The sequence below is a fragment of the Faecalibacterium sp. An192 genome, assembly GCF_002160175.1.
Lineage (GTDB): Bacteria > Bacillota > Clostridia > Oscillospirales > Ruminococcaceae > Faecalibacterium.
Genome location: NZ_NFKB01000016.1, coordinates 1 through 12,709, shown reverse-complemented (window position 1 = coordinate 12,709; position 12,709 = coordinate 1). Strand labels below are relative to the sequence as shown.

16 protein-coding genes are annotated in these 12,709 nt (G+C 63.4%); all 16 read left to right on the top strand.

Features of this window, described 5'->3' with window-relative positions; all coding sequences use genetic code 11:
- The first annotated feature begins 2 nt into the window (after positions 1-2).
- Complete coding sequence (gene dtd / locus B5F27_RS06870; protein ID WP_087246252.1) at positions 3-464, top strand: D-aminoacyl-tRNA deacylase; 462 nt, start codon at positions 3-5, stop codon at positions 462-464.
- A gap of 1 nt (position 465) precedes the next feature.
- Positions 466-1,077, top strand: a complete 612-nt coding sequence (locus tag B5F27_RS06865; protein ID WP_087365707.1) for an MBL fold metallo-hydrolase — start codon at positions 466-468, stop codon at positions 1,075-1,077.
- 11 nt (positions 1,078-1,088) lie between these two features.
- Positions 1,089-2,549 carry a coproporphyrinogen dehydrogenase HemZ gene (hemZ, locus tag B5F27_RS06860; RefSeq protein ID WP_087365705.1) on the top strand — a complete coding sequence of 487 codons (1,461 nt, stop codon included), beginning with the start codon at positions 1,089-1,091 and terminating at the stop codon, positions 2,547-2,549.
- A complete protein-coding gene (locus B5F27_RS06855) occupies positions 2,509-3,444 on the top strand; it encodes a nucleoside kinase (RefSeq protein ID WP_087365703.1) in 936 nt (311 codons plus the stop codon). The genes hemZ and B5F27_RS06855 overlap by 41 nt, the downstream gene beginning before the upstream one ends.
- Positions 3,445-3,594: 150 nt before the next feature.
- Complete coding sequence (locus B5F27_RS06850) at positions 3,595-4,086, top strand: zinc ribbon domain-containing protein (protein ID WP_087365787.1); 492 nt, start codon at positions 3,595-3,597, stop codon at positions 4,084-4,086.
- Positions 4,087-4,241: 155 nt separating this feature from the next.
- Positions 4,242-4,973 carry a MazG family protein gene (locus tag B5F27_RS06845; RefSeq protein ID WP_087365701.1) on the top strand — a complete coding sequence of 244 codons (732 nt, stop codon included), beginning with the start codon at positions 4,242-4,244 and terminating at the stop codon, positions 4,971-4,973.
- 21 nt (positions 4,974-4,994) lie between these two features.
- Entirely contained in the window at positions 4,995-5,264 is a 270-nt protein-coding gene (locus B5F27_RS06840; RefSeq protein ID WP_087246257.1) for an HU family DNA-binding protein, read from the top strand.
- Between the two features lie 113 nt (positions 5,265-5,377).
- On the top strand, positions 5,378-5,623 hold the full coding sequence (locus tag B5F27_RS06835) for an RNA-binding S4 domain-containing protein (RefSeq protein ID WP_087365699.1): 246 nt from the start codon (positions 5,378-5,380) through the stop codon (positions 5,621-5,623).
- A gap of 58 nt (positions 5,624-5,681) precedes the next feature.
- Positions 5,682-5,966 carry a YabP/YqfC family sporulation protein gene (locus tag B5F27_RS06830; protein WP_087246259.1) on the top strand — a complete coding sequence of 95 codons (285 nt, stop codon included), beginning with the start codon at positions 5,682-5,684 and terminating at the stop codon, positions 5,964-5,966.
- Between the two features lie 38 nt (positions 5,967-6,004).
- Positions 6,005-6,433 (top strand): hypothetical protein, encoded by a 429-nt coding sequence (locus B5F27_RS06825; protein WP_087365696.1) that lies wholly within the window; start codon positions 6,005-6,007, stop codon positions 6,431-6,433.
- Positions 6,434-6,478: 45 nt separating this feature from the next.
- Positions 6,479-6,775 (top strand): septum formation initiator family protein, encoded by a 297-nt coding sequence (locus B5F27_RS06820; RefSeq protein WP_087246261.1) that lies wholly within the window; start codon positions 6,479-6,481, stop codon positions 6,773-6,775.
- Between the two features lie 74 nt (positions 6,776-6,849).
- The gene (locus B5F27_RS06815; RefSeq protein WP_087246262.1) at positions 6,850-7,362 is read left to right on the top strand and encodes a S1 RNA-binding domain-containing protein; all 513 of its coding nucleotides are present in this window, start codon (positions 6,850-6,852) and stop codon (positions 7,360-7,362) included.
- 116 nt (positions 7,363-7,478) lie between these two features.
- Positions 7,479-8,684 carry a class I SAM-dependent RNA methyltransferase gene (locus tag B5F27_RS06810; protein ID WP_087246263.1) on the top strand — a complete coding sequence of 402 codons (1,206 nt, stop codon included), beginning with the start codon at positions 7,479-7,481 and terminating at the stop codon, positions 8,682-8,684.
- A 443-nt stretch (positions 8,685-9,127) separates the two neighbouring features.
- Positions 9,128-10,006, top strand: coding sequence for a DUF5685 family protein (locus tag B5F27_RS06805; RefSeq protein WP_242962117.1), 879 nt, complete (start codon positions 9,128-9,130; stop codon positions 10,004-10,006).
- A complete protein-coding gene (locus B5F27_RS06800; protein ID WP_087246264.1) occupies positions 10,003-10,560 on the top strand; it encodes a hypothetical protein in 558 nt (185 codons plus the stop codon). The genes B5F27_RS06805 and B5F27_RS06800 overlap by 4 nt, the downstream gene beginning before the upstream one ends.
- Positions 10,561-10,861: 301 nt before the next feature.
- Positions 10,862-12,691 carry a glutamine--fructose-6-phosphate transaminase (isomerizing) gene (glmS, locus tag B5F27_RS06795; RefSeq protein WP_087365694.1) on the top strand — a complete coding sequence of 610 codons (1,830 nt, stop codon included), beginning with the start codon at positions 10,862-10,864 and terminating at the stop codon, positions 12,689-12,691.
- The last annotated feature ends 18 nt before the right edge of the window (positions 12,692-12,709 follow it).

Sequence of the window (12,709 nt, the reverse complement as noted above, 5' to 3'; positions counted from 1 at the left end):
TCATGAGAGCTGTGATACAGGCCGTGTCCTCCGCCAGCGTGCGGGTGAACGGCGGCGAGCCCCGGGCCATCGGCCCCGGGCTGGTGATTTTGTTCGGGGTCAAGGACACCGACACCCTGGACATGGTGCCCCGCTTTGCGGAAAAGTGCGCCGGCCTGCGGATTTTCCACGACGAGAACGGCAAGCTGAACCGCAGCGCCAAAGACAATGGATATTCGGCCCTGGTGGTGTCCCAGTTCACCCTGTACGGGGACACCAAAAAGGGGATGCGGCCCAGCTTCATCCGGGCCGCCAAGCCGCCCCTGTCGGTGGAGGCCTATGAGCTGTTTCTGGAAGAAATGGGCAAACAGGGCCTCAAGGAGGTCCAGCACGGGGAATTCGGCGCCGATATGCAGGTATCCCTGGTGAACGAGGGCCCCTGCACCATTGTGATGGATACCGACGAGTGGAAGAAGGGAGAATAAGATGAAGGCATACCATGTAGTGGGGCAGGCCCCCATGTACACCAATACCTTCCTGCTGATCTCGGACGCAGGCCACGGTGTGGTCATCGACCCGGCGGCGGCCGCCTCGGACTACAATGAGATTCTGGAGAAAGAGGGCGCCAGCCTGACCCATATCTTCTGCACCCACGGCCACTTTGACCATGTGGGGGCCGCCGAGGAGCTGAAAGCCAAATGGGGCGCCAAACTCTGGTGTGAGGCCGCCGATGTGGAGAACAGCCAGTTCTTTCCCCTGAAGGAGGCAGACAGCGGCTATGAGGAGGGGGAGGTCATCCAGGTGGATGAGATGTCCTTCACCGTCTGGCACACCCCCGGCCATACCCCCGGCAGCGTCTGCCTGCTGTGCGGGAACTACCTCTTTACCGGGGACACCCTCTTTGCAGGGAGCATCGGCCGCACCGACCTGCCCGGCGGCAGCAGCCGCCAGATCAACGACTCCCTGCGCAAGCTGGCCGCCCTGCCCATCCCCGCCGGGGCCCAGGTCCTGCCGGGCCACGGGGAACTGTCCACCTTCGGCCAGGAACTGAAAAACAACTGGTATATCAAGAGCGCCTGTAAGGGAGCCCTTTCATAAGGAATTGGAATATGAAGATTTATATTACCGGCCTGCCGTCGGGGTACGACGTGGAACATCTGGTCCGGCTGTTTTACCCCATGGCGCCCCTGACCCTGACCCCGCCCGCCGAGGACGAAGACTGCGTCTGGGCCAGCCGGGACGACACGGGCCTCTCGGTGCTGGTGCGGGAAAAGGGGGCCAGCCGCAGGGCGTCCGCCCCGCTGCCCCAGGAGGATACCCCCGAGTTTGCCCTGGCCAGCCTGACCTATGACCTGCTCCGCAGCTGGACCGGCCTGCGTCCCCCCTGGGGCAAGATGACCGGGGTCCGCCCGGTGCGCCTGATCCACGACAAGCGGGCCGCCGGCTGGACCAAGGAACAGATCGACCAGTGGTTCCTGGGCCGGTTCGACTGCTCGGAGGAGAAATACCGGATGGCCAAGGCCATCGCCGACCTGCAGGAGCCCATTCTCCGCCGCGGGTCGGAGCCCAAAGCCTACAGCCTCTATATCGGGATTCCCTTCTGCCCCTCCCGGTGCAGCTATTGCAGCTTTGTCAGCTGCAACCTGGACCGGGACCGCAAACTGGTCCAGCCCTATGTGGACTGCCTGTGCCGGGAGCTGGAGGCCATCCGGGCGGAGGCGGACAAGGCCGGCCTGCATCTGCAGAGCATCTACATCGGCGGCGGCACCCCCACCAGCCTGTCGGCGGACCAGCTGCGCCAGCTGATGGGTACGGTGCGGGACCAGTTCCCGCTGGAGGGCCTGGCCGAATACACCGTGGAGGCGGGCCGCCCCGACTGCACCGACGCCGAAAAGCTGGCGGTCATCAAGGAATACGGCGCCACCCGCATTTCCATCAACCCCCAGACCTTCTCGGATGAGGTGCTGGCCCGGATCGGCCGGCGCCACTCGGCCCAGGATATTCTGGACTGCTATGCAGCGGCCCGGGCCGCGGGCCACACCGATATCAATATGGACCTGATTGCCGGCTTGCCGGGGGACACGGTGGAGGGCTTTGAACACAGCCTGAAAACCGCCATCGCCCTGGACCCCGAGAATATCACCGTCCACACCCTGACCCTGAAACGGGCCTCCCGGATCGTGATGGAAGATCAGGAGGACAACACCTACGCCGACGTGGCCGCCATGCTGGACAAATGCAGCCTGCTGCCCGCCGCCGGCTACCGCCCCTATTACCTCTACCGCCAGAAAAACACCCTCCAGAACCTCGAAAATGTCGGCTGGAGCAAGCCGGGCAGCGAGGGCTACTACAACATCTATATCATGGAGGAAGTGCAGACCATTCTGTCGGCGGGGGCCGGCGGCAGCACCAAACTGGTGGACACCGCAGGCCACCGAATGCAGCGCATCTTCAACTTCAAGTATCCCAACGAATACATTCAGCGCTTCGACGAGGTTCTGGAGCGCAAAAAAGGAGTGTCTGCGTTTTATGATTACGATTTGGGTACCGAAACGCCTGGTGGAGATTGATCTGTGCAACGTGGCAGCCCGCAGCCCGGCCCAGCTGGTGGAAATCAGCGAGGCCAGCTACTGCCGCCGCCTGCGCTATGCCGCCAAGAAAATCCGGCAGTCGGGGGCCAAGATCATCATGCTCACCGGCCCCTCCGCCAGCGGCAAAACCACCACCGCCCACAAACTGGCCGCCACCCTGCGGGACGGGGGCACCCCCGCCCAGGTCATCAGCCTGGACAATTTCTTCCGCGGGTCGGAGTACTACCCCAAAATGCCGGACGGCTCCCTGGATTACGAGCACCCCGACACCCTGGATATGCCCCTGATCCGCCAGTGCCTCCAGGAGCTGAGCCAGACCGACAACACCGTCCTGCCCACCTACGACTTTGTCCGCGAACAGCGCTCGGATGTGACCGAGGCCATCGACCTGCAGGGGGGCGTCTGCATTGTGGAGGGCATCCACGCCCTCAACCCCGTCCTCACCAGCCTGGTGCCCTCGGGGCATATCTACCGGATCTATGCCGGCCTGCGGGAGGAGTACTGCCAGGAGGGCCGGCGGCTCATCAGCACCCAGGACATCCGGCTGTGCCGCCGGGTCCTGCGGGACGCCGCGGCCCGGGGCCGCAGCCCCGAAAAGACCCTGGCCATGTGGGACCGGGTGCTGGACGGGGAGACCCGGTATATCAAGGGCTTCAAGAATACGGCGGACTTTTTGCTGGACACCGCCTTCACCTATGAGCTGTCCATCATCGCCGGACTGCTGCCCGAGGTGGGGCGCCAGATGTCCCCCGACAGCCGCTACACCGAGATGTGGGATGAGACCGCCCGCCGCTTTGAACACGTGGACCCCATCAGCCGGGAACTGATCCCCGAAGGGGCCATGCTGCGGGAATTTTATACCAGCGTTCTGTGAGCGGGCGGAAGGCCGCAAAACTGTAAAAGCGTCGGGCAACGTGTTGCATCCCGGTCCAAAGTGCGGTATACTGATGCTGTACCAGGCCGCGTTCCGGGTGCGACACCCCGGACCGCCGGCAGATTACCGAGAAGCGAGGTGTCTTTGAAAATGGATGCAGAAAAGTGGAAGGATACCATTCTGGCCAAGAGCCGTGAATATGTGGAGCTGGGTGTCAGCGTCGCCAACGACCTGACCGAAAAAGGCAAGACCCAGGCCAAGATCCTGTCCAACCAGGCCAAAATCAGCAAGGCTCAGCGCCAGCTGGGCGCTCTGGTGTACAGCCTGGCCAAGGGCAACGAAGAAAACCAGCCGCTGGTGGACCGCTACATCGACATGATTGATTCGATCGAGCAGGAGAACCGCCAGCTGAAAGCCAAGCTGACCCCCGCTGAGGCCAGCGAGGTGGAGCACGCAGCCGCCGATGTGGAGGCCGACCTGGCCGACGTCATGGCCGACCCCGTCCAGGAGGAACCCGCCCCCGAGGAGCCCGCTGCCGAGGCGGTGCCCGCGGATGACTCCGCCAAGAAGTACTGCCCCCAGTGCGGTGCAGAAGTGGCGCCCGACGCCCTGTTCTGCACCAAGTGCGGCGCACAGCTGTAAAAACCAGTCCTACAGAGGCGCTCCCCGCCGGGGAGCGCTTTTTGCATGTGGAAAAATTAGGATAAATGGGCCGAAACGCTTGAAAATTGGCGCAGTATAGGGTAGAATAAACTAGGATTTGTGCCGGTATTTCCGGCAGAAAGGGAGAGCGCTGCATGATCGACTGGCCTGAAAAGGAGCACTATACCGCGGAGGACCTGGTCCAGATCATCCGCATCCTGCGGGACCCGCAGGAGGGCTGCCCCTGGGACAAGGTCCAGACCCATCAGTCGATCCGCAAAAACTTCCTCGAAGAGACCTGCGAGGCCCTGGAGGCCATCGACGCAGACGACCCGCAGATGCTGCGGGAAGAGCTGGGCGATGTGCTGATGCAGGTGGCGTTCCATGCGGTGCTGGAGGAAGAACAGGGCCGCAGCACCTTCTCGGATATCTGCCGGGAGGTGTGCGAAAAGCTGGTCTTTCGCCATCCGCACCTTTTCGCGTCGTCGGCGGCGCAGAATGCCGGTATAAACGGCTGGGATGCGCTCAAAAATAAGGAAAAGGGCCGCCAAACCCTTGCCGATGAGCTGGACACCGTTCCCGCCACCCTGCCGGCCCTCATGCGGGCCCAGAAACTCCAGAAGCGGGCGGCCGGCCACGGCATCGGTCCCGCCGGCGAGGAACAGGCCCTGGATACCCTCCGGCAGGCCGCAGACCGCTGGCGCGCGGCTGCACAGGGGGATGTCCCATCCGATCAGGCGGCCCGGGCGGCCGGGGAACTGCTGTTCGCGGCAGTGGATTCCATCCGGCTGGCGGGGCTCGACGCGGAAGAAGCTCTCACATTTGCATCCAAGGCATTCTGCCGGACGCTGGAAGGCGGGCAGGGCGCTGATCGAACCGAACATTGAATTGATTTTGGAGGTACAACTATGACCAAGGCTGATCTGACTGCACAGGTTGCAGCAAACACCGATATGACCAAGAAGGACGCCGACAAGGCTGTGAACGCTGTGTTTGAGGCCCTGAGCCGCGCTCTGGCCAGCGGCGAGAAGGTCACCATCTCGGGCTTTGGCACCTTTGAGGTGCGCGAGCGCGCCGAGCGCCAGGGCATCAACCCCCGCACTCAGGAGCCCATCACCATCGCTGCATCCCGCAGCATCGTCTTCAAGCAGGGCAAGGCTCTGAAGGACTCCCTGTAAGCAAAGACGGGCCGGGACCTCTGCGTTCCTGCGATGAACCCGCTGCCGGAAGGGTCCGCCCCGTGCGGACAGCCGGCAGCTTTTTGTATGTTTGGACAAAGGAGAAAAATACCATGCGCCTGGATAAATATCTGAAGGTTTCCCGCCTCATCAAGCGGCGGACGGTGGCCAACGAGGTGGCCGACGCCGGCCGCATTCTCATCAACGGCAAGGTGGCCAAGGCCAGCGCCGCCGTCAACCCCGGGGACGTCATCGAAATCACCTTTGGCAACCGGCCGGTGAAGGTGCGGGTCCTGTCGGACGCCGAGCCCCGCACCAAGGACGTGGCCCGGGAGATGTACGAGGTCATCGAGGAATAACCCCGGGCCTCTGCCGCATAGACTGCATCACAGGAAATGTGCGGCGGGGGGCGATGCAATGGAAAAACAGACCGGCAAACCGGCCGAGACGGTGCCTCACAACCTGATCCTGGAGGAGCGCAGCCGCCTGACGGTCACCGGGGTGCGCCGGGTGGTCCGGTGCGACCCGGACAACGCGGTGATTGAGACGGCGGACTGTGTCCTCAACCTGACGGGGGCTCAGCTGAGCGTCACTGCCCTGGACCTGGAGCGGGGCGAAGCCAAACTGTCGGGCCGGGTGGACGCGCTGGAATACACCGAGGCCAGGACCCCGGGCGGCCTGCTGCGCCGCCTGATTCGCTGATGGCGCCGGTTCTGGCCCCCTGGCAGGCGGGGCGGGAGATGCTCTGCTGCCTGTATCTGGGCGCCCTGGTGGGGGCGCTGCGGGCGGTGGGGCCCCGGAAGGGCCGGGGAGCGTTTCTGCCCGACATGGCCCTGGTGGGGATGCTGCTGCTCTTTCTCCAGAGCTACGCCGCCGGCTACAGCGACGCCGGGAACCTGCGTTGGTACATGGTGGCGTCGGGATTTCTGGGGGCGCTGGCCGCCCATGGGCTGCTGGCCCCGGTGACGGCGCAGGTCTGGCGTCTGGCCCTCTGGCCGGGACTGGCCATGGCCCGCCTGGTGGGCCAGCGGGCGCTGCAGCCGGCCTTTGCGGCCCTGCGGGCCCGGCAGGAGGCGCGCCGCGCCGCCAAAGCGGCAAAAACCGCGGCAGAAAAGCAAAAAAAGAGCTTGCCAAAAGAGGAGCATCTGTTGTATAATTCGAATGTATAACGATTCGGTTGTGGACAGAGAATCCATAGGATGGAGGCAGCCAGGATGGCGCGGAACCGCAAAAAAACCAAAACCCTCTGGTGGGGCATCACCCGCCTGTTTTTCGTGCTGCTGCTCATCAGCATGCTGGCGGCGTATGTCTCGAACCAGGTGACCATCAGCTCCAAACAGGCGGAGCTGGACGCCCTGAACGAGCAGATCGCCCAGCAGAAGTCGGAAAACGAGGAGCTGGAGCGGATTCTGGACGGCAACCCCGACGAAATCGTCGAGTGGATTGCGCGGGACTCCTATGGCTATGCGGCTCCCAATGAGCGGATCATTGTGGACATCTCGGGCAACTGAAGTCGTCTGTTTGCGGCGGGCTGCTTTTGCGGGCAGCCCGGGAACTCTCTGGGCTGAAGAAAGGGTATAGAGCTTTGATAGAGGTTGGTAATATTTTTGAAGGCCGGATCACCGGCATCAAACCCTTTGGCGCGTTTGTGGCGCTGCCTGAGGGGCGTGTGGGCATGGTCCACATCTCGGAGGTGTCCAACGCCTATGTGCAGGACATTGCGGCGGTGCTCCATGAGGGCGAGACGGTCAAGGTGAAGGTCATCAGCATCTCGCCGGAGGGCAAGATCGCCCTGTCCATCAAGCAGCTGCTGCCCCCGCCGGAGCGTCCGGCACGGGACGGCGGCCGCGGCGGTGCGCGTTCCTCCGGCCCGAGGGATGGCCGCGGCGGCCCGCGGGGCGGCAAGCGTCCCCCCCGGGACGACGGGCCCCGGGTGTGGCAGCCCCGCCCGCCGGCCAAGAGCGACAACCTGTCCTTTGAGGACATGATGAGCCGCTTCAAGAGCCAGAGCGAAGAAAAAATGGCAGATCTCGACCACGAGTCGGGCGGACGCCGGGGCGGCTATGCCTCCCGGGGACGCCGGGGCGGCGGCCGCTGATCTGTTCCACAGACCAGAACCATCCGGGCCTGCCCCCAGCGGGAACTGTGCAAGGCAACCTTTGCCGCGCACCCCTGCGGGGCGGGCCCGTTTTGCTGCAAAGAAAGGAAGTCTCCATGTCTGCAAAGTTTGAACTGATTGCACCCTGCTTTTTCGGCTGCGAGTCCACCGCCAGCTTTGAGCTCAAGCGTCTGGGCGCCGAGGACCTGCGGGTCACCGACGGCCGTCTCACCTTCCGGGGCGGCGCAGACCTGATCGCCGCCGCCAACCTGAACCTGCGCACGGTGGAGCGGGTGATGCTCCTGCTGGCCAGCTACCGGGCCGATACCTTCGATGACCTGTTCGACGGGGTCTACGCCATCCCCTGGGAGGAGCTGCTGCCCGCCGACGCGGCTTTCCCGGTGAAGGGTTCCTCCCTGAACAGCAAGCTGTCCAGTGTGCCCGCCTGCCAGAGCATCATCAAAAAGGCCATCGTCAAGCGCCTGATGAAGGGCCACAAGACCACCGTCCTGCCCGAGACCGGCAGCGAGTACCGGGTACAGTTCCTTCTGCGGAAGGACCAGTGCGAGATCATGCTGGACACCAGCGGCGAGGGCCTGCACAAGCGGGGCTACCGCCGCAACGCCATGGAGGCCCCCCTGCGGGAGACCCTGGCCGCCACCATCGCCGACCTGGGCCGGGTGCGCCGGGACAGCCGGGTGGAAGACCCCTTCTGCGGCAGCGGCACCCTCATCATTGAGGCGGCCCAGAAGGCTATGAACATCGCTCCCGGCCTCCAGCGCCGGTTCGCCGCCGAGCGCTACAGCTTTGTGCCGGCGTCGGTGTGGGCCGAGCAGCGCCGGAAGGCCCTGGAGGAAATCAAGCAGGACGCCGCCTTTGAGGGCTTCGGCTATGACCTGGACCCCGCCGCCGTGGAGCTGGCCCGGGCCAATGCCCGCCTGGCCGGCGTGGACAAGCGCTGCCACTTTGAGGTGGCGGACGTGGCGGCGTTTGCGCCCCAGTCCGAGGCCATTGTCCTGACCAACCCTCCCTATGGCGAGCGGATGAGCACCATCGAGGGGGCCGCCCGCCTGGCCCAGACCTTTGGCCGCCAGATGGAGGCCCATCCCTGCGCCGGCGTCTATGTCATCACCGCCGATATGGAGTTTGAGGCCCACTACGGCCACCGCGCCACCAAGCGCCGCAAGATGTACAACGGCATGATTCCCTGTCAGGTCTATATGTATTACAGCGCCCCCGGCGCCAAGGCTGCCCGCCCCATGGCCAAGGAAGGGTTTGACGGCCGGCGGGCTCATCCCCACAGCTCCAACGGCGGCCGCTGAGCCGAAAAACCTGTTGAAACAAGGCAATCCCGGGACAAATGACTGCTCAAAACAGGGGAAAATAAATCAAGAAATTGAGACAGCAAAAAAGAACGGATTTTGGTTAAAAACCATCGGGTGGAACGGCTGAAACCGAATCTTTTCCGGGACAAATGCAAAGAGTTTTGAAATAGGAATTGCATCTGGACACAAAATCGATTATACTAATAGAAAGTTACGACCCGGGCTGCCCTGCAGGCGGCAAAAACCGGGCCCCAGGCGCCCCGGAAGGCGCCGCGGGCCGGGGCAGGGCAGGCAGAACCGGGACCCATTCTTGAATCCAGCGGTGCGCAGTGCGGGTGCGGCTTCCTCGCGGCCGAGGGGCAGGAACCGGCGGCGCACCCTGTGCGTGGATTGGTGATGAACCCGCGTTTGCGGGCACAGTATAACGGAGGCAGTGGGCCATGATGACAGGCAGACTCCACCCTTATCTGCCGGAGCTTACCATTTGGGATTATAATACCTATCTGCGCTATCGGCGCGGCGTGAAGTACCAGCTGTATCTCGAGTACGGCCTGTTTGCGTTCAGCCTGCTGCGGTGCAAGGGGGCCGGGGCGGCCCTGGCCCTGCTGTCCGACAGCCTGGCGGGCCGCCAGGCCACCTGTCAGGAGATCCGCCTCCCCGGCAGCCTGGAACGGGTGCCGGTGATGTGCCAGACCCGGGGCATCCGGCTGGCCGCCCAGATTGAGGTGCTGATGAGCTGGCACCGCCTCCAGGACCGCCGCCCCGCCGAGCTGCCCCTCCGTCTGAAGGTGCAGCGGCTGGTCCAGCGTCTGGCCCTCTACCGGGCCTACCGCAAGGCTGTGCAGGAGGAACCCGCCCTGGAGCGGATTTTCTATCAGCAGCGGGCCCAGGCGGTGGCCCAGCATCAGCTGCGGGGCCAGAACTATGCGGTGGCCTCGGAACCCATGAGCAACGTCTACGGGGCCCTGTTTTCGGTGCTGGCCCCCGACGACGCCGTCCAGCGCAAAAATATGCGGTACATTGGCAGCTGCATCGGCAAGGCCTTTTATCTGCTGGATAAGGCCGCCCGCCATCACCTGGACCAGAAAGAGGACCGGTACAATGTCTTTCTGGCCAACGGCCTCAGCGGCGAAGCCGCCAAGGAAAACGCCCGCCGCCAGGCCATTGCCGCCATCAACGATCTGTCCCGGGTGTACACCCTGATGGACGTGAAACTGAACCGTACCCTCTTGGACAACATCATGATCCTGGGCCTGCGGGATACCGTGGACCCCCTGGAGCACGGCTCCTGGGATCTGAATTGGGAGCTTCCTTCATGAAACAACGCAAAAATCCGAGCTGGTCGATTGCACTGTGCGGGATGGCTGTGGCCTTCTCGGTGGTGCTGATGCTCCTGGGGGCCATCATTCCCGTCGCCATGTTCATTGCCCCCGCTGCCGGGGGCATTTTCATAGGGGTGGTGAACGAGGAATGCGGTTCGCGCTACGCCTGGACCACCTACGGGGCCGCCAGCCTGTTGGGGCTGTTCTTTGTCCCCGACAAGGAGACGGCCCTTTTCTTTGTGGCGCTGCTGGGGTATTACCCGCTGGTGAAATCTCGGCTGGACCGCCTGCGGCCCGCCGTGGTGCGGGTAGGGGCCAAACTGCTGCTCTGCAACGGTTCGGTCTTGGTGCTGTACGGGGTGCTGCTGGTGTTTTTCCCCGGGGGGCAGATGGCCGATGAACTGCAGGCCGCGGCCCTGGTGATGGCGGCGGTGACCCTGCTGATCGGGAATGTGGCCTTTTTGCTGTTCGACCGGGCTCTGGCCAATCTGCTGCGGCTGTACCGGCTGGTGTGGCAGCCCAGGCTTCATAAGATGCTGGGAAAACGATAAAATACAAATGGGATGGAAAGAAGGAATGTGTACTTTCAGTTGACAAAAAGCGCCGGGCCACGCGGGTGACAGCCGTGAGGGTGACGAGGGGAAGGATCATCGAAAGATTCGGCGGATGTTCTTCCGGCTGATGGCTGTACCAGCCGAGAGAGAAGAGCAAAAAACGGCAGCAATACCGCAACAGATCTCTTCAAAGCAAGCCATACCGTGAATACAATCGTAGGGGCGGCCTCTGGCCCCCCTGGGAGGCTGAGCAGGCCCTGAAAGCAGGGGGCCTGCCGGCCATGGAGGTGTTTTGCTTATGTGTGGCATTGTAGGCTATGTGGGCGCCCGCTGCGCCCAGGATGTATTGCTGGATGGTCTGACCAAACTGGAGTACCGCGGCTATGATTCGGCCGGGGTGGCCCTGGAAACCCCCGACGCCATTCGGGTGGTCAAGACCAAGGGACGTTTGACCGCGCTTCGGGCCAAACTGGCCCAGGAAACCGCCGCAGGATTGCCGGTGAGCCACTGCGGCATCGGCCATACCCGCTGGGCCACCCACGGGGAACCCAGCGACGTCAACAGTCATCCCCATTCCACCCCCTACGTGAGCATCGTCCACAACGGCATCATTGAGAACTATGGCGCCCTGAAAGAGATGCTGGAGGCCAAAAACTATACCTTTGTCAGCGAGACCGACACCGAGGTCCTGGTCAAACTGATTGACAGCTGCTACCAGGGCGAGCCCCTGAAAGCCCTGACCGAGGCCCTGGCCCGGGTCCGGGGCAGCTACGCTCTGGCGGTGCTGTTCCGGGATTTCCCCGATACCCTGTTCGCCGTCCGGCGGGAAAGCCCCCTGATTGTGGGCTATGGGGAAGGGGAGAACTTCCTGGCGTCGGATATCCCCGCCATCCTGAAATACACCCGCAGCTACAGCGTCCTGGAAGAAGGGGACATGGTGGTCTGCAAGGCGGACGGCGTGGCCTTCTATGACGAGTTGGGGCAGCCGGTCCAGCGGGAACGCCTCACTGCCGACTGGGACGTGGAGGCCGCTGAAAAGGGCGGATACCCCCACTTTATGCTCAAAGAAATCAACGAGCAGCCCGCCGCCATTGCCGCCACCGTGGGGCCCCGGGTGGAGCAGGGAATGCCGGACCTGCGCATCCCGGACCTGACCGACGCGCGGCTGGCTGCCATCCGGCGGGTTCATCTGGTGGCCTGCGGCACCGCCATGCATGCCGGCATGGTGGGCAAGGCTGCCATCGAAAAGCTGGCCCGCCTGCCGGCAGAGGTGGACATCGCCAGCGAGTTCCGCTACCGGGACCCCATCCTCAGCCCCGAGGACCTGGTGGTCATCATCAGCCAGTCGGGAGAGACCAGCGACACCCTGGCGGCCCTCAAGCTGGCCAAGAGCCGCGGCGTGCCGGTGCTGGCCATCGTCAACGTGGTGGGCAGCTCCATTGCACGGGCGGCAGATTACGTCATGTACACCTACGCGGGGCCGGAAATTGCGGTGGCCTCCACCAAGGCTTATATGGTACAGATGTGCGTGCTGTACCTGTTCGCCCTGCGGCTGGCCTATGCCCGCGGCACCCTGGATGAGGCCGAAACCCGCCGCTACACCGCCGAGCTTCAGCGGGCGCCGGAAGTCGTCAAGCCTCGACTGGATGACTGTGAGTATATCAAATATCTGGCTAGCCTGTTTGTAAATACTCAGAGCTGCTTTTTCATTGGCCGGGGGTTTGACTACTCCCTGTCCCTGGAGGGCAGCCTCAAGCTGAAGGAAATCAGCTATGTTCATTCCGACGCCTATGCGGCGGGAGAACTCAAGCACGGCACCATCAGTCTGGTGACCGACGGGGTGCCTGTGATCGCCCTGGCCACCCAGCACAATGTCTATGAAAAGACCCTCTCCAACGCCAAGGAGACCAAGAGCCGCGGCGCCAAGGTGCTGCTGTTTACCACAAAGGATGCGGTGGTGCCGGAGGGAATTGCCGACTATATCGTCCGTCTGGACGAATACGAGGATATCTTCATGCCCCTTCAGCTGATTGTGCCGCTGCAGCTGTTTGCCTATTATATGGCTGTGCTGCGGGGCTGCGATGTGGATAAACCCCGGAATCTGGCCAAGAGCGTCACGGTGGAGTGATTTGCAAACCCGCCCACC

Excerpts from the sequence above, each read along its gene's own strand:
- B5F27_RS06830 (WP_087246259.1), top strand. The coding sequence starts at position 5,682 with ATGGAAAAACAGACCGGCAAACCGGCCGAGACGGTGCCTCACAACCTG.
- B5F27_RS06835 (WP_087365699.1), top strand. The coding sequence starts at position 5,378 with ATGCGCCTGGATAAATATCTGAAGGTTTCCCGCCTCATCAAGCGGCGG.
- B5F27_RS06805 (WP_242962117.1), top strand. The coding sequence starts at position 9,128 with ATGATGACAGGCAGACTCCACCCTTATCTGCCGGAGCTTACCATTTGG.
- B5F27_RS06865 (WP_087365707.1), top strand. The coding sequence starts at position 466 with ATGAAGGCATACCATGTAGTGGGGCAGGCCCCCATGTACACCAATACC.
- glmS (WP_087365694.1), top strand. The coding sequence starts at position 10,862 with ATGTGTGGCATTGTAGGCTATGTGGGCGCCCGCTGCGCCCAGGATGTA.
- B5F27_RS06825 (WP_087365696.1), top strand. The coding sequence starts at position 6,005 with ATGCTCTGCTGCCTGTATCTGGGCGCCCTGGTGGGGGCGCTGCGGGCG.
- hemZ (WP_087365705.1), top strand. The coding sequence starts at position 1,089 with ATGAAGATTTATATTACCGGCCTGCCGTCGGGGTACGACGTGGAACAT.
- B5F27_RS06820 (WP_087246261.1), top strand. The coding sequence starts at position 6,479 with ATGGCGCGGAACCGCAAAAAAACCAAAACCCTCTGGTGGGGCATCACC.
- B5F27_RS06800 (WP_087246264.1), top strand. The coding sequence starts at position 10,003 with ATGAAACAACGCAAAAATCCGAGCTGGTCGATTGCACTGTGCGGGATG.
- B5F27_RS06845 (WP_087365701.1), top strand. The coding sequence starts at position 4,242 with ATGATCGACTGGCCTGAAAAGGAGCACTATACCGCGGAGGACCTGGTC.
- B5F27_RS06855 (WP_087365703.1), top strand. The coding sequence starts at position 2,509 with ATGATTACGATTTGGGTACCGAAACGCCTGGTGGAGATTGATCTGTGC.
- dtd (WP_087246252.1), top strand. The coding sequence starts at position 3 with ATGAGAGCTGTGATACAGGCCGTGTCCTCCGCCAGCGTGCGGGTGAAC.
- B5F27_RS06850 (WP_087365787.1), top strand. The coding sequence starts at position 3,595 with ATGGATGCAGAAAAGTGGAAGGATACCATTCTGGCCAAGAGCCGTGAA.
- B5F27_RS06840 (WP_087246257.1), top strand. The coding sequence starts at position 4,995 with ATGACCAAGGCTGATCTGACTGCACAGGTTGCAGCAAACACCGATATG.
- B5F27_RS06810 (WP_087246263.1), top strand. The coding sequence starts at position 7,479 with ATGTCTGCAAAGTTTGAACTGATTGCACCCTGCTTTTTCGGCTGCGAG.